Here is a 20,043-nt window from a genome sequence, read left to right as displayed (position 1 = left end):
TACACAACTCCGCAAGGTCGGGCCTGCCGGTGCACGCACAGCGGCGATATCGATACAGCATGGATTGACAGAGACACACTGTCTCTATAAATGTGGTCAGCTCAACCACATCCCGCCCCCACGCCCACGCCCGACAGAAGGACACCCACCCACATGACCGATTCATCGTCCGACCCGGCCACCGGCACGGGACCCGCCGAGGCGCCTGCCCCCGGCGCTCCGCGCTGGGTGAAAGTGTCCGGCGCTGTCGCGATAGCGCTGATCGCCCTGTTCCTCGTGCTGCATCTCACGGGCGGCGGGTTCGGACCCGGCATGCACTCGGGCAGCGGTCACTGATGGCGATGCCGCCCGCCCTTCGCAGACTCGCGCTCACCGCACACATCGCATCCTCGGTGGGCTGGCTCGGCTCGGTCGCCGCCTTCCTGGCACTCGCTATCGCCGGCCTCACCGGCGGCCAGGACCCGCAAAGGGCACAGGGCGTCTATCTGGCCATGGAGCTGACCGGCTGGTACGTCATCGTCCCGCTGGCGTTCACCTCACTGCTGACCGGGCTGGTCCAGTCCCTGGGGACCACGTGGGGGTTGTTCCGCCACTACTGGGTTCTGATGAAGCTCGCCCTGACCGTGGCCGCCACCTTCCTTCTGCTGCTGCACATGCAGGTGGCCGGCCACGTGGCGGACGCGGTGGCGGAGCCGGGCGGCCCCGGCTCCGGCCTGGACGGGCTCCGGATTCAGCTGGTGGCCGACGCCGCAGCCGCCGTGCTCGTGCTGCTGGTGACGACGGGGCTGTCGGTGTACAAGCCCCGCGGTGTGACCCGGTACGGGTGGCGCAGACAGCAGGAGCAGCGGGCGGGCACAGCGACGGCGGGCGCGTCGGCCCCGGCGCGGGCCCGGTGACGGCGAGCGCTCATCGGGCAGCCCCGGCCACCAGATACCGCCGAGGGGTATATTGGGCCGCACGCTCGCAGGAGGTATGGACGCTCGCGATGACGGTACGAGAGATGCATTGGCCGCTGAACGGCGCCGCCGTCCGTTGGATACGCGGAATGCTCGTCACCCTGTGCGCCGTGCTCGCCGTACTCCTGCACCACGAGCTGCCCGCCGCGCCAACCACAGCCGCGCCGGCAGCCGCAGTGCACGCCATATCCGGGCCCGCCTCAACGACTGCCGCGCACACCACCCACGCAGGCTCAGCAGGTCCGGGTAGCGCGGCACACGGCACCGACGGTGCCGCGTGCCCCTCCATGGCCATGCAGCTCTGCTCCGCCGCCGGCGTCACCGCCGTACAGCTCGCGGCACCGTCCGAGTCACCGAACCCAGCCGTTCCGACTCACTGCACGACGATCGCGGGCGTGGACATCGCGGGCTCGACGAATCGTGCGCCACCCGATCTGTCCGTCCTCTCTCAACTGCGCCTATAGGCCGCTCCCCACGGCTCCCCGCGTCCTCGCGACGCGCGCAAGCCGTGCCCGGACACAGCCCGAAGGCCGCATCGCGCATCGCGCATCGAGAAGAGGACCTCTTTGTGAACAGCATCAACCGTCGCTCCGTCCTGCTCGCCGGACTGGGCGCTGCAGGCGCCGGCGTGCTCGCCGCCTGCAGCAACGACAGCTCCAACAACCCTTCCCTCCTCAGCCCGTCCGGTTCCCAGGTCGCCCGCGCGGAGAAGAAGCGGGTCGGCACGGGCAGGGTGCAGCGCCTCAACCTGACCGCCGCCCCCGGCATGCTCGACCTGGGCGGCGGCACCACGGCCAAGTCCTGGGCCTTCAGCGGTCAGGCTCCCGGCAAGGAGATCCGGATCTCGGCCGGCGACACCCTTGCGGCCGAGCTGTCCAACCAACTGCCCGGCAAGACCGCCACGTCCATCCACTGGCACGGCCTCGCGCTGCGCAGCGACATGGACGGCGTACCGCCCCTCACGCAGACCGCGGTGCGGGCCGGGTCCTCCTTCACGTACCGGTTCATCGCCGACACCCCCGGCACCTACTTCTTCCACCCCCACGTCGGCGTACAGCTCGACCGCGGCCTGTACGCCCCACTGATCGTCGAGGACCCCAAGGAGCCGCTCTCGTACGACGACGAGTGGGTCGTCGTCCTCGACGACTGGCTGGACGGGGTGACCGGCACGCCCGACGACGCCTTCGCCGAACTCAGGCAGGGCATGGGCGGCATGGGCATGGGCGGTTCCGACGGCTCGTCCGGCTCGTCCGGTCACGACATGGGGCACATGAGCGGGATGGACATGAGCGGCGCAAGCGCACAGGGGACGAGCGCCTCACCGTCCGCATCCGCTTCCGCCTCATCCGGCGGCGGCATGTCGATGAAGTTCATGCTCATGGGCGCGGAGAGCGACCTGCTCGGCGGCGACGCCGGAGACGTGAAGTACCCGTACCACCTGGTCAACGGACGCATGCCGACCGACCCGGCCGTCTACACCAGCAAGCCGGGCAAGCGCGTCCGCCTGCGCATCATCAACGCCGGTGGCGACACCGCGTACCGGGTGGCGCTCGGCGGCCACAAGCTGACCATCACCCACACCGACGGCTTCCCCGTCGAGCACCAGCAGGCCGACGCGCTGCTCATCGGCATGGGCGAGCGGTACGACGTCCTGGTCAACCTCGGCGAGGGCGTCTTCCCGCTCGTGGCCCTCGCCGAGGGCAAGGACGCCGGCGGCATGGCCGTGATGCGTACCGGATCGGGCAACACGCCCAAGCCGACCGTGCGGCCGAAGGAACTCGACGGCATGATCATGGCGGCCTCGCAGCTGCGCGCTGCCGATGACGCACGGCTGGAGACGAAGGTGCCCGACCGGGTACACCGCATCGAGCTGACCGGCGGTATGGACAAGTACGACTGGGCCATCAACGGCAAGCAGTTCGACATGAGCGACCCGACCGCGAACCCCCTCGCGGTAGAGCAGGGTGAGCGTGTCCGCCTCGACTTCGTCAACACCACCGACATGTGGCACCCGATGCACCTGCACGGCCACACCTACCAACTCGGCAGCACCGGCCCGCGCAAGGACACCACCATCGTGCTGCCCAAGAAGAAGGTGTCCGTCGCCTTCGACGCGGACAACCCCGGCCAGTGGATGCTGCACTGCCACAACGCCTACCACGGCGAAGCCGGAATGATGGCACTCGTGGCCTACCAAGCTTGACCATGGGCGTTTGAGGACCGAGGCCCCTTGCGCAGGCGCACCGGGCCCCAGGCCCGTAGGGAGCCCGTCGTCTGCTCCGAAACGCAGCCCCAAGTCCGCGACCTGCGGGCTTGGGGCTGCTCACGGCTAGGTTCTCGCGGGAAACCGTCCAGCGCCGGCGACGCGGACGTACCCACGCGGGCCTAGCCTGCCCCTCACTTCTGGGCGCCTGCCTGGTTCTGCGAGCCGTAGTACCCCCGGAACATGTCCACGCCGCTGACGATGAGGCGGTCGGTGAGGCCCTCGTCGATGCGGGTGCCGTAGGTGCTGAAGACCATCTGGGGGAAGACCAGCAGCGCGTACAGCTGGATGATCGCGGCCTCCAGGTCGGGGATGACCAGCCGGCCCTGGTCCGCGAGTGCGCAGGGCGATGACGTCCTTGTTCGTCCTGACGGCGTGCACCCAGGTGCGGGCGGCGTCGATGAAGGCCGTCCTCAGGTCCTCGGCCGCGGCAAGCCCTTCCAGCGCGGCCGATGAGGCGTGGCCGAGGGGCTCGTCGAGCGCGCTCGTGATGACTGCGGTGAACAGTGCTTGCTTGCTCCCGAAGTGGTTGTAGACGGTCACCTTGGACACGCCCGCCTCAGCGGCGATGGCGTCCATGCCACGCCGAAGCCGTCCCGCAGGAAGCGTTCGCGCGCCGCTCGGACGACGGCCTGCTCGGTCTACCTCCAGCACGTCCGGGGCTTCAGCGCGCTCAAGACCGGTCTGCTGTTCCTGCCAGTGGCCGTGGGCGGTATGGCGATCGCCGCCGCCGGATCCGCGACGCTGACCCGGCTGTCCGCCGACGGCGGCGTGTACTCGGGCCTGCTGCCCGGCTTCGTCGTGGCCTCCTTCGGCCTCGGCACGGTCTTCGTCACCGCCACCACCATCGCGCTGGGCATGGTGGATCACCACGAGGCGGGCCTCGCGTCCGGAGTCGTCAACACCTTCCATGAGGTGGGCGGTTCGATCGGCGTGGCGGTCGTCTCCACGGTCGCCCGCAAGAAGGCGCACGCCTGGGCGAAATACCCCGGGGGGGTATATGGTTCGTAGCTGTGAGGCTCGGGAACCCGGGCCACTCCGGACGAATTGGGGGAAGAGGTCATGGACCACAGCGCTCACCACACCGGCACCGCACACGACCACGCCACCCACGAGGACCACCACAGTCACGCCCAGCACGGCGGGCAGGCGGGGGCGTCCTGGGGAACGGCTGCGAAGGCGACGCTGCACTGCCTGACCGGCTGTGCCATCGGCGAGATCCTCGGCATGGTCATCGGCACCGCCCTACTGTGGGGCAACGTGCCCACCATGGTCCTGGCGATCACGCTCGCGTTCCTCTTCGGCTACTCCTTCACGCTGATCGCGGTGCGCCGGGCGGGCCTGGACTTCAAGACAGCGGTCAAGGTCGCGCTCGCCGCCGACACCGTCTCCATCGCCGTGATGGAACTGGTCGACAACGCCATCATCGCCCTCACCCCCGGCGCGATGGACGCCCACCTGTCCGACGGCCTGTTCTGGTCCGCCCTGCTCGGCGGCTTCGCGGTCGCCTTCCTGATCACCACCCCGGTCAACAAGTGGATGATCGGCCGCGGTAAGGGCCACGCGGTGGTCCACGCCTACCACTGACTATCAGCCGGACCGGCACAAAAGGGTCGGGCCAGAAGACGTGTGGCCGACCGGCCCGCCGGCCTCCGGCAGAGAAAGGAGGCGCGATGACCACGGTCAAGGACATGTTCGCCGTCTACCCGGCCGACCCGGGCGACGTCGACCGCGAGAAGCTCGCCTGCTGCATCGAGGAAGGCATCGCCGGCGTGCAGTCGTGTACGGCCTTCGCCGACGCCTGCCTGTCCGAACCTGCGGCATGCGAGGTACAGCCAGGGCCCGACGTGCACCGTCGTCGGACAGTCACAACGCCGGACGTTGCAGGACCGCCCAGCTTTGCCGGTCAAAACAGTCTGCGCGTCAGACGTGTGGCCACTGCCCCGTACGCCACGCCGAACACCAGCGAGACCAGCAAGGCCAATACCGGGGAGTGGTCCCGTAGGTAGGGGTAGACGTGGAAGTGCGTCAGGTAGATGTACAGCGAGCTGCCCGCCAAGATGCCCGCGATCCGGTTGAGCGGGTCGACGCTGGGCAGGGCCGGAATCCACAGCAGCAGGCCCAGGCCGCCCACGACGATCGAGCTGCGCAGGGTCTGCCCCTCGGGGAACAGTCCTGGCACCGCGACCAGAAGAACGGCGGTCAGCAGCAGCCGTTGTGCCGCCGTGCGTGCCCGCGCCGCGGCCCAGCCCAGCGCGAACAGGAAGAAGACGACGGTCGGGCTGAGGTGGTGGCGGATGTGCGCGAGGCCCCAGGGGTCGTAGCGCCCGACAAGTCCCAGGGCGACCAGTGCCAGGGAGAAGCCGAACGGGCTGTGCCGCTCCGCACGGTCGAGCAACGGCATCGCCAGCAGCACCGTCAGTCCGGTCAGGAAGTAGACCAGCGCCTCGACGAACCAGTACCGCCACTCCGGATCGGAGTTGTCCTGCGCGAAGAGGCTGTTGGCCAACACGACGTTGGCCAGGTCGTATTCACGGGTCAGTAGCAGCGCAAAGGTGATCCACACGATGCTCGGTACGGCGATGCGCGCGATGCTGCGCCGCAGCCGCCGCAGGCGCTCCTGGCGCTCGTGCGCGGTGAGATGGAAGCGGGCAAAGTTGAAGCCGGCGACACCAAGCAGTACATGGGCACCGCCCTGCACGGTGAACACGGGGATGTGCGAACCCACGACCAGGACGATGCCCATCGCGCGCAGCGCGATGCCGGTCTCCAGGGTGCGCCGTAGCGGGCGCCTCGGACCGGTACTGCCATCCCTGCGGCGTGCGGCGTCCGGGTCGCGTAGGTCCCTGATCGGTGTGGTGTGCCAGTCGGTGGGCAGCTCGCCCAGCGTCTCTTCCAGCCGCAAAGACATCTCGACGTAGGACAGCGAGTCGCCGCCCAGGCTCACGAAGCTGCTGTCCTCGGTGACGTCGGCTCGGTCAAGTATCTCGGCGTAGAGAGCACACAGGTCGTCGGTCTTGCCACCGTGCCGGGTGGGTGGTGCTTCCGGCTCGCGCGCCAGCCGTCGTACGGCCTCGTAGTCGGGCTTGCCCGAGGCGAGCCGCGGGAGTTCGGGCACCGTCCGCGCCTGTATCGCGCGAGGTGGCAGACCACAACTGTCCGCCACCAGACGCCGGATGTGTGCCGCGTCGACTCGGCCGGCGGAGATCGTGACCACGGCCAGCGTGTCGTCGTCGCCCGCGCAGAAGGCATGGATGCCGTGCTCCTCCAGGATGGCCTCGACGCGCTGCGGGTCTATTCGCAGGCCCAGGATCTTGGTGAACCGGGTCCGGCGTCCCACGATCTCGTACAGCCCGTCGGGGGCGCGCCGGGCGATGTCACCGGTGCGCAGTTCCTCGACGGTGCGTCCCAGGGCGAGGTCTGCCGGGGTCTCGGCGTAGCCGAGCATGACGTTCGGGCCGGAGTAGACCAGCTCGCCGGTGTCGGGCTCGTCGATGCCGTCCACTGGTCGGAGTCGGAAGGAGCCGCCGGGGATCGGCACTCCGACGGCCTGCGGACGCTCGACCGCGCGGGCCGGAGGCAGATACGCCATGCGGGCCGTCGCCTCGGTCTGCCCGTACATCACGAACAGGTCCCAGCCCGCGCGGCGGCCCAACTCGGCGTAGTGACCGACCCGTTCGGGCGCCAGGCGCCCGCCGGCCTGGGTGACGTACCGCAGGTGGGGCAGTCGCATCCGCTCGAAGCCGATTCGGTCGAACAGGTCGAAGGTGTACGGCACCCCGGCGAGCGAGGTGCCACGGGCGGCGCGGAACTCCTCCCAGAAGTCGGCGTCGGCAACGGACCGTTCGGTGAGGATCAGACCGGCGCCGCGCAGCAGGTGGCTGTGGATGACGGACAGGCCGTAGCAGTAGTGCATGGGCAGGGTCGTGGCCGCGCGGTCGGTGTCGCGGATGTCCAGGTACGTGGCGATGGACTCGGCGTTGGCCTGGAGGTTGTCGGCGGTGAGCCGGACCAGCTTCGGCGAGCCGGTCGAACCGGAGGTGCTGAGCAGCAGCGCCAGATCCGGGTGGAGGGTGTGGGCGCTCTCGGGCCGCCGTTCGTCGAGCGTCCAGGAGCCGTGGCCGTCCGGCCGTGCGACCACATCCGGGTCGTACGCGGCGGTCAGGGCGTCGAGGGTGCCGGTGCTGTCGCCGGGGACGAGCAGGACGGGGTGGCCGGCGGCAAGGGCTGCGAGGTGGACGACGAGAGCGTCGGCGCGGTTCGCCCCGGCCAGCAGGACAAGGCGGCGTGTGGTGCCGAGGCGTTCGGCGGTGGCGGCGACCCGTTCGGCGAGCGCGCGGTAGCTGACCTCGCCCGATGGCGTGATCAGTGCGGTTCGCTCGCCGTACGAGGCGAGGTCCCGCGCGAACGGCACGCCGCGCCGCCGTACGGGCGGTGAGGGGAAGGAAGTCGAGGCGGTGCGCGGCGTCGGGAGGGTGAGCGGGGCCGAGAGAGGTCTGGACGGGTCTAGCACGGGCGCGCGACCTTTCTGCGGCAGCGTCCGCAATTAACACGGGTCCCTTGACGGTTAGGCAAGCTTTACCTTATTCATAGCATGTTCACAGTTGGCTTGAAAGCATCGTTCCGCCGCTCGCTGACCGACGACGCGACCCGCGGCGTATCGGCGAGCCACGCAGGAAGGCACACCACATGCGACGCCCCTCGGCTCGCCGGATCACCGCGCTCCTCGCGGCCGGCCTGCTCGTCCCTGCCCTCGCCGCCTGCGGCTCCGACAACGACAAGGGCGGCTCGGCGGACGGCAGCGACTCCGCCCTCGTCATCTACTCCGGGCGCAACGAGAAGCTGGTCAAGCCGATCCTCGACAAGCTGGAGAAGGCCGTCGGCAGCAAGGTCGAGGTGCGCTATGGCGACAGCGCCGAACTGGCCGCGCAGATCCTGGAGGAGGGCGAGCGCACCAAGGCCGGGCTGTTCTTCTCGCAGGACGCGGGCGCACTCGGCGCCCTCTCCAAGGAGGGCATGCTGGCGAAGCTGCCGCAGTCCAGCCTCGACGAGGTGGACCCGGCCTACCGCGGCAACGCCGGCGACTGGGTGGGACTGTCGGGCCGCGTCCGCGTCATCGCGTACAACCCGGACAAGGTCGCCGAGGACAAGGTCCCGGACAGTGTCCGCGACGTGGTGAAGCCCGAGTGGAAGGGCAAGGTCGGCTTCGCCCCCACCAACGCCTCCTTCCAGGCGTTCGTCACCGGCATGCGCGTTCTGGAGGGCGACGACGCCACGCGCGAGTGGCTCAAGGACCTGAAGGCCAATGGCAAGACGTACGCCCACAACCTCGCCACCCTCGACGCCATCGAGGCCGGTGAGGTCGAAATCGGCCTGGTCAACCACTACTACTGGTACGAGCGGGTCGCCGAGAAGGGCGAGGACAAGGTCAACGCCAAGCTCCACTTCCTGCCCGGCAAGGACCCCGGCGCGCTGATCAACGTGGCCGGAGTCGGCATCCTGAAGGACAGCGGCCAGACCGAGACCGCCCAGAAGGCCGTCGACTACCTGCTGTCCAAGGAGGCGCAGACCTACTTCGCCGACACGACGAAGGAGTACCCGCTGGCCGCCGGTGTCACCAACAACGTCGAGGGATTGCCGCCGTTCGACTCCCTCGAGTCGCCTGACATCGACCTCGGCAAGCTGGAGTCCCTCCAGGAGACGCTGGCCATGCTCCAGGATGTCGGGCTGGTCTGAGGACCGTGAGCCCGACGGAAACCGTGAGTACAAGGTGACCACAGCTCAATCCGCGGCACCCCCGGCCGGAGCACCCGCTCCGCCCGGGCGCCGGCGCGTCGGCCTGACCCACCGGGCCGGCGTCGGCTCGGGCCGCAGACCCCCGCTGGTCCTGCTCGTCCCCGCCTGCGTTGCCGCCCTGTTCGCCCTGCTGCCGCTCGGCTACCTCGCCGTCCGCGCACTCGAACGCGGGCCGGGCTACGCCTGGGACGTCATCGCCGACGAACGCACCCTCCAACTCCTGGGCCGCAGCCTCGCCTTGACGACGGTCGTCGTGGCGGCCTGCCTGGTACTCGGCGTCTCCCTGGCGTGGCTGACCGCGCGCACCTCCCTGCCCGGGGCCCGCGCCTGGTCGGTGCTGGCCACCCTGCCGCTCGCGGTGCCCAGTTACGTGGCCGCCTTCGCCTGGCTCTCCGCCGCACCGCAGACCACCGGGCTCGCCGGTGCGGCCCTGGCCCTGACGCTGGTCAGCTTCCCCTACGTCCTCCTGCCGGTCGCCGCAGCGCTGCGCGGCATCGACCCCGCACAGGAGGAGGCCGCCCGCTCCCTCGGCCACGGACCACTGCGCACCTTCTGGCGGGTCACGCTGCCCCAACTCCGCCCGGCCGCCGCGGGCGGGGCGCTACTCGTCGCGCTGTACGTGCTCTCCGACTTCGGCGCCGTATCGCTGATGCGGTACGACACGTTCACCCGGGCCATCCACACCTCCTACCGCGCCTCCTTCGACCGCACCCCGGCCGCCGCGCTCAGCGTCGTACTGGTCGTGCTGACGATGGCGCTGGTCGCCGCCGAGGCCCGCACCCGGGGCCGCGCGGGACATACCAGGACCGGCGGCGGGACAGCACGCCCGGCCATCCCGATGCCGCTGGGGCGCTGGCGGATCCCCGCCCTCGCCTGGTGCACGGCGGTGGTGGCCGCCGCGGTCGCCTTCCCCCTCGGCACCCTCGGCTACTGGCTCGCCGTCGGCACCTCCGCGACCTGGGACCTCGGCGCCCTCACCGAAGCCGCCTCGGCCACCCTCGGTGTCGCCGCCGCCGGAGCTGCCCTCACGACCCTGCTCGCGCTTCCCGTCGGAGTGATCGCCGCACGGCACCGGGGACGCGGCGCCCGACTGCTGGAGCAGGCCGCCTACGCGGGGCACGCTCTGCCCGGCATCACGGTCGCCCTCTCCCTGGTCTTCTTCGCGGTCCGCTACGCCTATCCGCTCTACCAGCAACTCCCGCTGCTGGTCTGCGCGTACGCGGTCCTCTTCCTGCCGGTCACGGTGGCCGCCACCCGGGCCGCCGTCCTGCAGGCGCCGCCCGTGCTGGAGGACGTGGCCCGCTCGCTCGGCCGGTCGCCCCTACGGGTCCTGCGCGAGGTGACCGTGCCGCTGGCCGCGCCGGGCGTGGCGGCCGGTGCCGCCCTCACCTTCGTCGTCTGCATGAAGGAACTACCCGCCACGCTGCTACTGCGCCCCACCGGCATGGACACCCTGGCCACCCGTCTGTGGACCGAGACCGGAGCCGGGTCCTTCGCGGCCGCCGCGCCCTACGCCGCCGCCCTCATCCTGCTCGCCGCCGTCCCCTCCTACCTCCTGGGCAGGCACCGCACATGAACGACCTCCACATCGAGCAACTCACCAAGTCCTACGGCCCCCAAGCCCCCGTCCTGCAACGGCTGGACCTCTCGGTGCCGGGCGGGTCGCTGGCCGCCGTGCTCGGGCCCTCCGGCTGCGGCAAGACCACCCTCTTGCGCATCGTCGCCGGATTCCTGCGCGCCGACGCGGGCACGGTCACCGTCGGCGGACGCGCCTTGACCGGCCCTGGTCTCCATCTACCGCCGGAGCGGCGCCGCATCGGCATCGTCCCGCAGGAAGGCGCGCTCTTCCCGCATCTGAACGTGGCCCGCAATGTGGCTTTCGGTCTGACAGGACTCAACCGCGGGGAGCGGCGCCGCCGTACGGAGGAAATGCTCGACCTGGTCGGCCTCGCCGGGTACGGCGACCGGATGCCGCACGAGCTGTCCGGCGGACAGCAACAGCGCATCGCCCTGGCCAGGGCACTCGCCCCACGCCCCGCACTCGTCCTGCTCGACGAGCCGTTCAACGCCCTCGACAGCGCGCTGCGCACCGGGGTCCGGGCCGATGTACGGGCCGCCCTGCGGGCGACCGGGGCCACGGCACTGCTGGTCACCCACGACCAGCAGGAGGCTCTCTCCACCGCCGACCTCGTGGCCGTCGTGCGGCAGGGCCGGATCGCCCAGTGCGACACCCCGCAGGACCTCTACCGGCGACCCACCGACCCATGGACCGCCAGTTTCGTGGGCGACGCCGTACTCCTCCAGGGCACGGTCGGCAACAGCGGCTCCACGGCCACCACGCCGCTGGGCACCGTGCCATTGGCCGCACCACCGACGGACCGGCACACCGGCACGGTCGTACTGCGCCCCGAACAGCTGCGACTGACCGACGCGGACACGGCCGGGGCAGTGCGGGGCACCGTGACCGACGTGTGTTTCTACGGCCACGACGCCAAGGTGACCGTCTCCGTACAGGGCCTCGACGGCACGGTGGATGTCCGTGTAGCGGGCCCGCTGCCGGTCGGCCCCGGCCAGGAGACCGGCATCCGCGTGACGGGCGAGGCCACCTTCCACCCCTAGGGACCGCTCGACGCGACAACTCCGTCCCGGACCCAGCGGTGGCAGACCCTGTGCCGCGGAGCCCACATGTCCGGGAGAGGGACTCGGCGGAGGGGACAGGTGGTGGATGTGTAGCGCCCGCGAGGCAAACCAGCTAACTGTCCGCCCGGCCATACACGGATCCGGTATCGAACCGCCCCGCTGGAAGCGGTCATGGCCGGCACAGCCGCCCCCCGGTCGTCACGTCTATGCGGTCAGCCCATGCCATGGCCCTCTGCCACAATCAGAGCCGGACGCAGACCACCCATTCCTCCTCCGACGGCAAGAGAGTCGCCGTCTCCCTCAGCCTTCACCTCCGCCTTGCAGGTGACCTGCCCAGCCCAGCAACTCACCTGTCCGCATTGCCGTGTTGGGCAAGGCGACGTTCCAGAGCATCGCAGTACGCACCAAGCAGGGCGGCCTCCCGCCAGCGTCCGGCCTGTTCGCGCAGCACCTGTCTTCGCCGCGTGCACCGCCGCGCGGAGCGGCGAGGTCTCAGGCTGCCGCGTCGGAGACATCGACACCACCCAGTGGATCTGGACCGTGCGGCGTCAGACCACACCCGCGCCCGGCGGGCTGACCGACAAGGGCACCAAGGGCAAGCGGGCCCGCAGGGTTCCCATCGTCGAGGAGATCCGCCCCCTCATCGCCCAGCGCGTCCTGTCCGCCGGCCCCAATCCCGACGCCCGCCTGTTCACCGGCCCGCGCGGCGGACGCATCTCCACCGCCGTTTTGCGCGACGCCACACACTGGGACGACGCGGTCGCCAAGCTCGGCTACGAGCACCTGCGCCGCCATGACCTCCGGCACACCGGACTGACCTGGTTCGCCGACGCCGGAGTCCAAGTACACGTCCTACGCAGGATCGCCGGCCACGGGTCACTGACCACCACCCAGCGCTACCTGCACCCGGACGTACGCAAAATCACGGCCGTCGGGGCGGCGCTCTCCGCACACTTCAGCGCGCTGCGCGCACCGCGCTCGCTGCCGAGCCCGATCGTCATGACCCGCTGACCTCGGTCAAGGACGCCGGTCCCCAACTGGTCCCCAAGAATGACCAGGGGCCGGTTTCGGATACCTCCGAAACCGGCCCTGACCTGCGACTGTCTCCAGTCGGGACGACAGGATTTGAACCTGCGACCCCTTGACCCCCAGTCAAGTGCGCTACCAAGCTGCGCCACGTCCCGGCGTATGTCGCGCGGCGAACCGCGTGATCACGCATGCAGAACTTTACCTCACGCGGGGGACCGAGCCGAAAAGGGCGTCCCGCGGGGGCCAGACAGCGCGATGGACAATCGGTGTATGGCCACCACACCGTCAGGACGGCAGACCGACGCACGGGACCGGGACAGCGAGGGCCGGGCACGCAACGCGCGCCCCCGGGACGGTCTCGGGCGCCCCCTCCCCTACGGCGCGGACGGCGTCGCCCGCCAGCCCGAGGGCGTCGTACGCACTCCGGAGCAGAGCCTCGCCGAGGCGCAGCAGCTGCTGGACGCGGGGAAACCGTTCCATGCGCACGAGGTCTTCGAGGACGCCTGGAAGACGGGCCCGCCGCAGGAGCAGGCCCTGTGGCGCGGGCTGGCCCAGCTCGCGGTGGGCCTCACCCACTCGGCCCGCGGGAACGTGACGGGCGGGGCGAGGTTGCTGCGCCGCGGGGCCGACGCTGTGGAGGAGTGGGCGTCGGCTGCCGGGCGGCAGCGGCCGCACGGGATGGATCTCGCGGGGCTGGTCGCGTGGGCGCGGGAGCTGGCGGGAGTCGTGGAGGCGGGCGACGAGACCGTGGATGCGCGGGGGCGGGCGCCGAGGCTGCGCGGGCAGTCGTAGAGGGGGGCGGGAATGCGGGGGGGATGCAGGGGGCGGGTGGCTCTGCCGATCGGGGCGTGCAGCACGCGCGGGCGCACATCGCATGGGTCCGTCCGCCGCGCAGCGCACCGCAGCTGCACGTCCCGCCCACGCCCCCACCCCCCACTCACTCTCGAGCCCTCGACGCCGACGGCATGGATGCGGTGTCCGCGTTGTCAGTGGCGTGCGGCAGACTCGGGGCGTGCGAAAGATTCAGGTCATCGGTATCGGCGCGGGCGACCCGGAGCAGCTGACGCTGCAGGCGGTCAGGGCGCTGCGGAGTACGGACGTGTTCTTCATCCTCGACAAGGGCGAGGTGAAGTCCGACCTCACGCAGCTGCGCCGGGACATGCTGGACGCGCACATACCTGAGGGGACGTATCGGGTCGTCGAGGCGCGGGATCCGGATCGGGACCGGTCGGCGGGGGGTGCCGCGTACTCCCCGGCCGTCGGGGACTGGCGCAGTGCCCGCGCCGGGATCTACGAGCGGCTGATCGCCGAGGAGCTGGGCGAGGACGAGACCGGCGCGTTTCTGGTGTGGGGTGATCCCGCGCTGTACGACAGCACGATCGGGATCCTCAAGGAGGTCCTGGACAAGGGCGCTCTAGACTTCGAGTACGACGTGGTGCCCGGCATCAGCAGCGTCTCCGCTCTCGTCGCCCGGCATCGGACGGGGCTCAACCGGGTCGCCCGGCCCGTGCAGATCACCACCGGCCGGCGGCTGGCCGAGGGCTTCCCGGACGGCGTGGACGACGTGGTCGTGATGCTCGACGCCCACCAGGTCTTCCGGAAGTACGCCGACCAGGACATCGACATCTACTGGGGCGCGTACATAGGCACCCCGGACGAGATCCTCGCCTCCGGCCCGATCGCCGAGGCCGCGCCCCGCATCGAGCGGCTGCGCGCCGAGGCCCGGGAGCGCAAGGGCTGGATCATGGACACCTATCTGCTTCGCCGGAATCGGACGGAACACAAGGAGCAGTAGGGGCGGGCGGCGCAGTAAGGGGTGCCTGAGGGGCCGGCATCCGTACGGCACCCGAGCGGACCGTCCCCGCATGCGCCCCCGGCCCGCCGCTGTGATCGTGGCCCCGTGACGCTCGCCGAGGAAACCGCGCCGCCCGCCGCCTCACAGCCGCCCGTCCTGGATGCGCGGCGGCGCAATGTCGTCTTCGTGACGATCATGCTGGGGATGCTGCTCGCGGCCCTCGACCAGACGATCGTGGGCACGGCGCTGCCGACGATCGTGTCGGATCTGGGCGGCGCCGAACACATGTCGTGGGTGGTGACGTCGTACCTGCTCGCGGAGACCGTCGCGACGGTCCTGGTCGGGAAGTTCGGCGACCAGTTCGGCCGCAAGGTGGTCTTCCAGGTCTCCGCGATCGTGTTCATCACGGGCTCGTTCCTGTGCGGGCTGGCCTCCAACATGTCGCTGCTGATCGCCTGGCGGGCGATGCAGGGCGTCGGGGCCGGCGGTCTGATGGTGACGGCGATGGCGTTGATCGCGGACGTCATCCCGCTCAGGGAGCGCGGCAAGTACCAGGGCGCGATCGGTGCCGTGTTCGGTGTGGCGACGGTGATCGGGCCGCTGCTCGGCGGCCTGTTCACCGACCATCTGACCTGGCGCTGGGCGTTCTACGTCAACGTGCCGATCGCGATCCTCGTCGTCGTCGCGGCCGCCCGGACGATCCCCGTGGTGAAGTCGGCGTCGCGGCCCGTCATCGACTACCTGGGCATCGCGCTCGTCGCGGTCGGTGCCAGCGCGCTGATCCTGGCGACGAGTTGGGGCGGCACCGAGTACGCGTGGAGCTCCGGCGTCATCATCGGCCTCTTCGTCGGTGGCGTGATCGCGCTGGGGCTGTTCTGCTGGGCGGAGACCCGGGCGGCAGAACCGATGCTGCCCATGCGGCTGTTCGCCAACCCCGTCTTCACGGTCTGCTCCGTCCTCAGCTTCATCGTGGGCTTCGCGATGCTCGGCGCGATGACGTACCTGCCGACCTACCTGCAGTACGTCGACGGCGACTCGGCCACGGTCTCGGGTGTGCGGACGCTGCCGATGGTGGTCGGGCTGCTCATCGCGTCGGTGTTCAGCGGCAACGTGGTCAGCAAGACGGGGAAGTACCGGATCTTCCCGGTCGTCGGCTCCCTGGTGATGGGGGCCGGGCTGTTCCTGATGTCCCTCATGGGGCCGTCGTCCGGTACCTGGCTGGAGTCGCTGTACATGTTCGTGCTGGGCACCGGCATCGGCCTGTGCATGCAGGTCCTGACGATCGCCGTGCAGAACACCGTCGAGTACGCCGACCTCGGCACCGCGACCTCCGGCGTCACCTTCTTCCGCACGCTGGGCAGTTCGTTCGGCACCGCCGTCTTCGGAACGATCTACACCAACACCCTCACGCCCCACCTCACCGACGGGGTCGCGGCCGCCGCGAGGGCGGGCAGCGGCCTCGATCCGGCCGCCATCGGCCAGGCCGCGACCAGCCCCGAGGGCCTGCACCGGCTGCCGACTGCCGTCGCCGCCCCGATCATCGACGCCTACGCCGACACGCTCCAGACCGTCTTCCTGTGGACGGTGCCGGTCGCGGCGCTCGGCTTCGTGGTCTCCCTGTTCCTCCAACAGGTGCCGCTGCGCGACAGTGCGCGCATGGGGTCGACCGACATGGGCGAGGGGTTCGCGTCGCCGCACGACGCCAACGCCCAGCGAGTGCTGGAGGCGTCCGTCGGGAAGATCATCGGCGGTCTGACGCCTGACACCGCCCGCCGGATCATCGCGGACTCCGACACCCGTCTCGACGTGGCCGGCGCCTGGGCGGTGATCCAGGTCGAGCTGCTGACCCGGCTGGTCGGCCACGCCGGCCTCGGCCTGATCGCGGCCCGCCGCCACATGCCTGAGGAAGTGCTTCTGCCGGTCTTCGACCGGATGGTCGACGAGGGCTACCTCACCCGCGACGGTTCCCTCCTCTCCCACACCGAGGCGGGCGCCCGCGAGGCCGAGGTCATCGGCACTGCGTGGGGCACATGGCTCGAGGGCCGGGTGCATGAGGACATCGGCCGTCCCCCGGGCACGGAGCTGCGCGCCGCGGTCCACACGATCGCCAAGCGGCTGCTGGTGGAGGACCTGAGCGCGGGGTTGCCCGGCCGCGCCAAGGAGCCGGCGCTGAGCAAGTCGCGCTGAACGGCGGCGTGACGTTCTGCGGACCCTCCGGCCCGGTGGCCGTCACGGGCCGAGGCCCAGCCGCTCCAGCACCCCCGCCACATCGGGCACCGCGTCCACGCCCTCCGGGAGCGGGGGGCGTCGTACGACCACGACCGGGAGAGCGAGTTCGCGGGCGGCCGTGAGTTTGGCCGATGTCGCCTCTCCGCCGCTGTCCTTGGTCACCAGGACGTCGATGCGGTGCTCCCGCAACAGTGCCGACTCGTCGGCCGTCGTGAACGGGCCGCGGGCCAGCAGGACTTCGGTGTGCGGGGGCATCGGCGGCTCGGGCGGGTCGACGGAGCGTACGACGAAGTGCAGGTCCGTCAGGTGGGCGAAGGCCGCCAGGCCCAGGCGGCCGGTGGTCAGGAACACGCGGCGGGCCAGGCTCGGCAGCAGGGCCGCGGCCTCGTCGAGCGACGCGACCTCGTGCCAGCGGTCCTCGGGGCCCGGTCGCCACCCCGGGCGGCGCAGGACCACGGCCGGCGCCCCGGTCGCCGTCGCGGCACGGACCGCGTTGGCCGTGATCGACTCGGCGAACGGGTGAGTGGCGTCGACGACGGTGTCGACCTGCTCGGCGCGCAGCCAGTCGGCCAGGCCCTGCGCTCCGCCGAAGCCCCCGACGCGTACGTCGCCCTCGACCGCGCCCGGCCGTGACACGCGCCCCGCGAGCGAGGTGGTGACGCGGACGCCGGGGTGCGCGGTGAGCGCGGCGGCGAGTTCACGGGCCTCGGTGGTGCCGCCGAGGATCAGGACGTGGCGGGGGGACATGGGGGGAGCGTACGAGGTGCCGTCCGGCGGGCGGCACCTCGGGTCCGCGCCTGAACCGGCGTCTTTTCGGGCGAACACTATGAACACAACGATCAGATCGTGGTCCCTCACCCCCTCGCTCCCTAGCATCGCGGCGCACGGCTCGACGACGCGCCGACGAGAACGAGGAGCAGCGGTGTTGGACTGGACGAGAACGCACTCACTGATCCGCAGGTCTGTCCCCTCGCCCGTACAGCGGCGGACGACGCTGACCGCTGTGCTGGCCGGTGCCCTCGCCGTCGGCATCCTCGTCGGCGCCTCGAACGCCCGGGGGGAGACGGCGGGACCCGCGCGCGCCGCATGCCCCGCCGATCTGGCCGGTCAGGCCGCCTGCTACACCGGCCGCGACTCAGGCGGCGCGTACTACGCGATCGCCGTGCCCGCCGACTGGAACGGCTCCCTCGTCGTGCACGCCCACGGCGGCCCCGACCTCGGTGCGGAATCCGACCCCACCCGCAGCCTCGACGATCTGGGCCGCTGGTCGGTGATGGTGAAGGAGGGCTACGCCTGGGCGGGCTCGTCGTACCGCCGGGGCGGCTACGGGACGCGGATGGCCGCCGCCGACATCGAGAGCGTGCGCCGGCTGTTCACCGAGGAGTTCGGCACACCACGGCGGACGTACGTGCACGGCCAGTCGTGGGGCGGGAACGTCGCCGCGAAGGTCGTGGAGACCTACGGCAAGCGCAAGGGGGCGTACGACGGGGCGCTGCTCACCAACGGCGTCCTCGCCGGTGGCTCGCGCGGCTACGACTACCGCGTCGACCTGCGCGTCGTCTACCAGTACTACTGCCGCAACCATCCCCGCCCGAACGAGCCGCGGTACCCGCTGTGGCAAGGACTGCGCGCCGACTCGACCATGACGACCGCCGGGCTGCGCGCCCGGCTGCAGGAGTGCACCGGGTACGCGTCGGCGCCCGAGGAGCGGACCGCCCTGCAGCAGCGCAATCTCGACGACATCCTGGCCGTCACGAAGGTCCCGGAGCGCACGCTGGAGTCGCATCTGCGGTGGGCGACCTTCACGTTCCGCGACATCGTGCACCACCGTCTCGGGGGCCGGAATCCGTTCGGAAACCGGGGCGTTCGGTACTCCGGGTCGCATGACGACGAGGCGCTCAACGCCGGCGTCGAGCGGTTCTCCCCAGACCCGACGGCCGTACGCGATCTGTCCTACGACAGCGATCTCACGGGCAAGGTCTCGATCCCGGTGCTCACCCTGCGCGCAATCGACGACCCGACGGCGTTCGTCGAGCACGAGTCGGCCTACCGGGACACGCTGCGCGGAGCCGGTCGGTCCGGGCGACTGGTGCAGACGTTCACGCGGGAGCACGAGCACAGCGAGATGAGCGACGCCGAGTACGCCACCTCCCTCGCGGCCCTGGACCACTGGGTGCGGACGGATGAGCGGCCGACGGCCCGGTCGATCGCGGCTTCGTGCGCGGCGTTCGACCGTACGTACGCCACCGGCTGCTTCTACGACCCGGCGTTCCACCCGTCGCCGTACGCCTCGCGCGTCGAGCCGCGCCCGGGCGGGCTGCGGTGGCCCGCCATGACGGCGGCTCAGGAGCGGGCCTGGAGCAGGATCGAGGGTGTCGGGATCGCTCCTTGAGCGGCCCGGCGCCGGTCGATGACTATCGTCCTGGCATGAGATCCGTACGTGCCGTCCTCATCGACATCGACGGGGTCCTCACCGTCTCGTGGCAGCCGCTGCCCGGTGCGGTCGAGGCGTTGCGGGAGATCCGCGAGGCCGGGCTCGGCGTGGCGCTGGTCACGAACACGACCTCGCGGACGCGGGCGTCGATCGCCCGGACGCTGGCGGACGCGGGGTTCCCGGTGTCCGCGCAGGACATCCTGACCGCGCCCGCCGTCACCGCCGCGTATCTCGCCGAGCACTGTCCGGGGGCGCGGTGTGCGCTGCTGAACAGCGGGGACATCGCGGAGGACCTGGGCGGGGTCACCGTCGTCGGCGAGGACGAGGGCGACGGTTCCGCTCCGGATGTGGTGGTCGTCGGTGGTGCCGGGCCCGAGTTCGACTACGCGGCGCTCAACCGGGCCTTCGGGCAGCTGCAGGGCGGGGCGCGGCTGGTCGCCATGCACCGGAATCTGTACTGGCGTACCGAGCAGGGGTTGCGGCTGGACACCGGCGCGTTCCTGGTGGGCCTGGAGAAGGCCGCGCGGGTCGAGGCGGAGATCACGGGCAAGCCGTCGGCCGCGTTCTTCGAGGCGGCACTGGCGCATGTGGGGGTCGGTGCCGAGGAGGCGGTGATGGTGGGCGACGACATCGAGTCCGATGTGCTCGCGGCTCAGCGGGCCGGTGTCACGGGCGTGCTGGTCAAGACCGGCAAGTACCTCCCGGAGACCCATAGGGCCGCGAGCGGTACGCCCGACCATGTGATCGACTCCTTCGCCGATCTGCCGGCGCTGCTGGCGGGACTGCGGGAGTCAGCGGAGCAGTAGCCCGCACACCAACGGCTACCCGTTTGTTCACCTTTAGTTCGTTTGCCCTTGACCTGACAGATGCCGACTCGCAGAATGGTCGTACATTTACAACG

The 20,043-nt window shown here is 70.8% G+C and carries 17 protein-coding genes, 1 tRNA gene and 1 pseudogene; 15 read left to right on the top strand and 4 right to left on the bottom strand.

Annotated features, from left to right (window positions below; genetic code table 11):
• The first annotated feature begins 153 nt into the window (after positions 1-153).
• The 4 genes from PBV52_RS42775 (at position 154) to PBV52_RS42760 (ending at position 3,159) form a co-directional block, all read left to right on the top strand.
• The gene (locus PBV52_RS42775; RefSeq protein ID WP_274246508.1) at positions 154-336 is read left to right on the top strand and encodes a hypothetical protein; all 183 of its coding nucleotides are present in this window, start codon (positions 154-156) and stop codon (positions 334-336) included.
• Positions 337-341: 5 nt separating this feature from the next.
• A complete protein-coding gene (locus PBV52_RS42770; RefSeq protein ID WP_274246506.1) occupies positions 342-896 on the top strand; it encodes a hypothetical protein in 555 nt (184 codons plus the stop codon).
• Between the two features lie 89 nt (positions 897-985).
• Complete coding sequence (locus PBV52_RS42765; protein ID WP_274246504.1) at positions 986-1,420, top strand: DUF6153 family protein; 435 nt, start codon at positions 986-988, stop codon at positions 1,418-1,420.
• Between the two features lie 104 nt (positions 1,421-1,524).
• Positions 1,525-3,159, top strand: a complete 1,635-nt coding sequence (locus PBV52_RS42760; RefSeq protein ID WP_274246503.1) for a multicopper oxidase family protein — start codon at positions 1,525-1,527, stop codon at positions 3,157-3,159.
• Between the two features lie 126 nt (positions 3,160-3,285).
• On the opposite strand, the gene PBV52_RS42755 is transcribed toward PBV52_RS42760, so the two are convergent.
• On the bottom strand, positions 3,286-3,798 hold the full coding sequence (locus PBV52_RS42755; protein WP_274246501.1) for a TetR/AcrR family transcriptional regulator: 513 nt from the start codon (positions 3,796-3,798) through the stop codon (positions 3,286-3,288).
• Here PBV52_RS42755 and PBV52_RS42750 point away from each other — a divergent pair.
• The gene (locus PBV52_RS42750; protein ID WP_274250030.1) at positions 3,745-4,230 is read left to right on the top strand and encodes a hypothetical protein; all 486 of its coding nucleotides are present in this window, start codon (positions 3,745-3,747) and stop codon (positions 4,228-4,230) included. The two genes, PBV52_RS42755 and PBV52_RS42750, sit on opposite strands and share 54 nt — an antisense overlap.
• A 51-nt stretch (positions 4,231-4,281) precedes the next feature.
• Entirely contained in the window at positions 4,282-4,806 is a 525-nt protein-coding gene (locus PBV52_RS42745; protein ID WP_274246499.1) for a DUF4396 domain-containing protein, read from the top strand.
• A 319-nt stretch (positions 4,807-5,125) separates the two neighbouring features.
• On the opposite strand, the gene PBV52_RS42735 is transcribed toward PBV52_RS42745, so the two are convergent.
• A complete protein-coding gene (locus PBV52_RS42735; RefSeq protein WP_274246496.1) occupies positions 5,126-7,732 on the bottom strand; it encodes an AMP-binding protein in 2,607 nt (868 codons plus the stop codon).
• A 176-nt stretch (positions 7,733-7,908) separates the two neighbouring features.
• Here PBV52_RS42735 and PBV52_RS42730 point away from each other — a divergent pair, with 176 nt between their 5' ends.
• From PBV52_RS42730 to PBV52_RS42715, 4 genes and pseudogenes are all read left to right on the top strand, one after another.
• Positions 7,909-8,955 carry an iron ABC transporter substrate-binding protein gene (locus PBV52_RS42730; protein ID WP_274246494.1) on the top strand — a complete coding sequence of 349 codons (1,047 nt, stop codon included), beginning with the start codon at positions 7,909-7,911 and terminating at the stop codon, positions 8,953-8,955.
• Between the two features lie 34 nt (positions 8,956-8,989).
• The gene (locus PBV52_RS42725) at positions 8,990-10,591 is read left to right on the top strand and encodes an ABC transporter permease (protein WP_373921976.1); all 1,602 of its coding nucleotides are present in this window, start codon (positions 8,990-8,992) and stop codon (positions 10,589-10,591) included.
• Complete coding sequence (locus PBV52_RS42720; protein WP_274246493.1) at positions 10,588-11,634, top strand: ABC transporter ATP-binding protein; 1,047 nt, start codon at positions 10,588-10,590, stop codon at positions 11,632-11,634. Before PBV52_RS42725 ends, PBV52_RS42720 begins: the two co-directional genes overlap by 4 nt.
• A gap of 474 nt (positions 11,635-12,108) precedes the next feature.
• A pseudogene (locus tag PBV52_RS42715) lies at positions 12,109-12,666 on the top strand (tyrosine-type recombinase/integrase); the annotation flags it as partial.
• A 99-nt stretch (positions 12,667-12,765) separates the two neighbouring features.
• Here PBV52_RS42715 and PBV52_RS42710 read toward each other — a convergent pair.
• A tRNA-Pro gene (locus tag PBV52_RS42710) sits at positions 12,766-12,839 on the bottom strand.
• Between the two features lie 115 nt (positions 12,840-12,954).
• Here PBV52_RS42710 and PBV52_RS42705 point away from each other — a divergent pair.
• The 3 genes from PBV52_RS42705 to PBV52_RS42695 all read left to right on the top strand — a co-directional run bounded on the left by PBV52_RS42705 (position 12,955) and on the right by PBV52_RS42695 (position 16,666).
• Positions 12,955-13,476, top strand: coding sequence for a DUF309 domain-containing protein (locus PBV52_RS42705; protein WP_274246489.1), 522 nt, complete (start codon positions 12,955-12,957; stop codon positions 13,474-13,476).
• Positions 13,477-13,696: 220 nt separating this feature from the next.
• Positions 13,697-14,479 carry a precorrin-6A synthase (deacetylating) gene (cobF, locus tag PBV52_RS42700; protein ID WP_274246487.1) on the top strand — a complete coding sequence of 261 codons (783 nt, stop codon included), beginning with the start codon at positions 13,697-13,699 and terminating at the stop codon, positions 14,477-14,479.
• Positions 14,480-14,584: 105 nt separating this feature from the next.
• Positions 14,585-16,666 (top strand): MDR family MFS transporter, encoded by a 2,082-nt coding sequence (locus PBV52_RS42695; RefSeq protein ID WP_274246486.1) that lies wholly within the window; start codon positions 14,585-14,587, stop codon positions 16,664-16,666.
• Between the two features lie 42 nt (positions 16,667-16,708).
• Here PBV52_RS42695 and PBV52_RS42690 read toward each other — a convergent pair whose 3' ends face one another.
• Positions 16,709-17,455: a cobalt-precorrin-6A reductase gene (locus PBV52_RS42690; RefSeq protein ID WP_274246484.1), complete on the bottom strand. Its 747-nt coding sequence runs from the start codon at positions 17,453-17,455 to the stop codon at positions 16,709-16,711.
• Between the two features lie 178 nt (positions 17,456-17,633).
• Here PBV52_RS42690 and PBV52_RS42685 point away from each other — a divergent pair, with 178 nt between their 5' ends.
• Both PBV52_RS42685 and PBV52_RS42680 read left to right on the top strand, forming a co-directional pair.
• A complete protein-coding gene (locus PBV52_RS42685) occupies positions 17,634-19,100 on the top strand; it encodes a hypothetical protein (protein WP_373921975.1) in 1,467 nt (488 codons plus the stop codon).
• A 35-nt stretch (positions 19,101-19,135) separates the two neighbouring features.
• Complete coding sequence (locus PBV52_RS42680) at positions 19,136-19,948, top strand: TIGR01458 family HAD-type hydrolase (RefSeq protein ID WP_274246483.1); 813 nt, start codon at positions 19,136-19,138, stop codon at positions 19,946-19,948.
• The last annotated feature ends 95 nt before the right edge of the window (positions 19,949-20,043 follow it).

Source organism: Streptomyces sp. T12, assembly GCF_028736035.1.
Classification (GTDB): Bacteria; Actinomycetota; Actinomycetes; order Streptomycetales; family Streptomycetaceae; genus Streptomyces.
This window is presented reverse-complemented; position numbering and strand designations above follow the sequence as displayed.

Excerpts from the sequence above, each read along its gene's own strand:
- PBV52_RS42775 (WP_274246508.1), top strand. The coding sequence starts at position 154 with ATGACCGATTCATCGTCCGACCCGGCCACCGGCACGGGACCCGCCGAG.
- PBV52_RS42705 (WP_274246489.1), top strand. The coding sequence starts at position 12,955 with ATGGCCACCACACCGTCAGGACGGCAGACCGACGCACGGGACCGGGAC.
- PBV52_RS42730 (WP_274246494.1), top strand. The coding sequence starts at position 7,909 with ATGCGACGCCCCTCGGCTCGCCGGATCACCGCGCTCCTCGCGGCCGGC.
- PBV52_RS42770 (WP_274246506.1), top strand. The coding sequence starts at position 342 with ATGCCGCCCGCCCTTCGCAGACTCGCGCTCACCGCACACATCGCATCC.
- PBV52_RS42680 (WP_274246483.1), top strand. The coding sequence starts at position 19,136 with ATGAGATCCGTACGTGCCGTCCTCATCGACATCGACGGGGTCCTCACC.
- PBV52_RS42720 (WP_274246493.1), top strand. The coding sequence starts at position 10,588 with ATGAACGACCTCCACATCGAGCAACTCACCAAGTCCTACGGCCCCCAA.
- PBV52_RS42690 (WP_274246484.1), bottom strand. The coding sequence starts at position 17,455 with ATGTCCCCCCGCCACGTCCTGATCCTCGGCGGCACCACCGAGGCCCGT.
- PBV52_RS42755 (WP_274246501.1), bottom strand. The coding sequence starts at position 3,798 with ATGGACGCCATCGCCGCTGAGGCGGGCGTGTCCAAGGTGACCGTCTAC.
- PBV52_RS42745 (WP_274246499.1), top strand. The coding sequence starts at position 4,282 with ATGGACCACAGCGCTCACCACACCGGCACCGCACACGACCACGCCACC.
- PBV52_RS42765 (WP_274246504.1), top strand. The coding sequence starts at position 986 with ATGACGGTACGAGAGATGCATTGGCCGCTGAACGGCGCCGCCGTCCGT.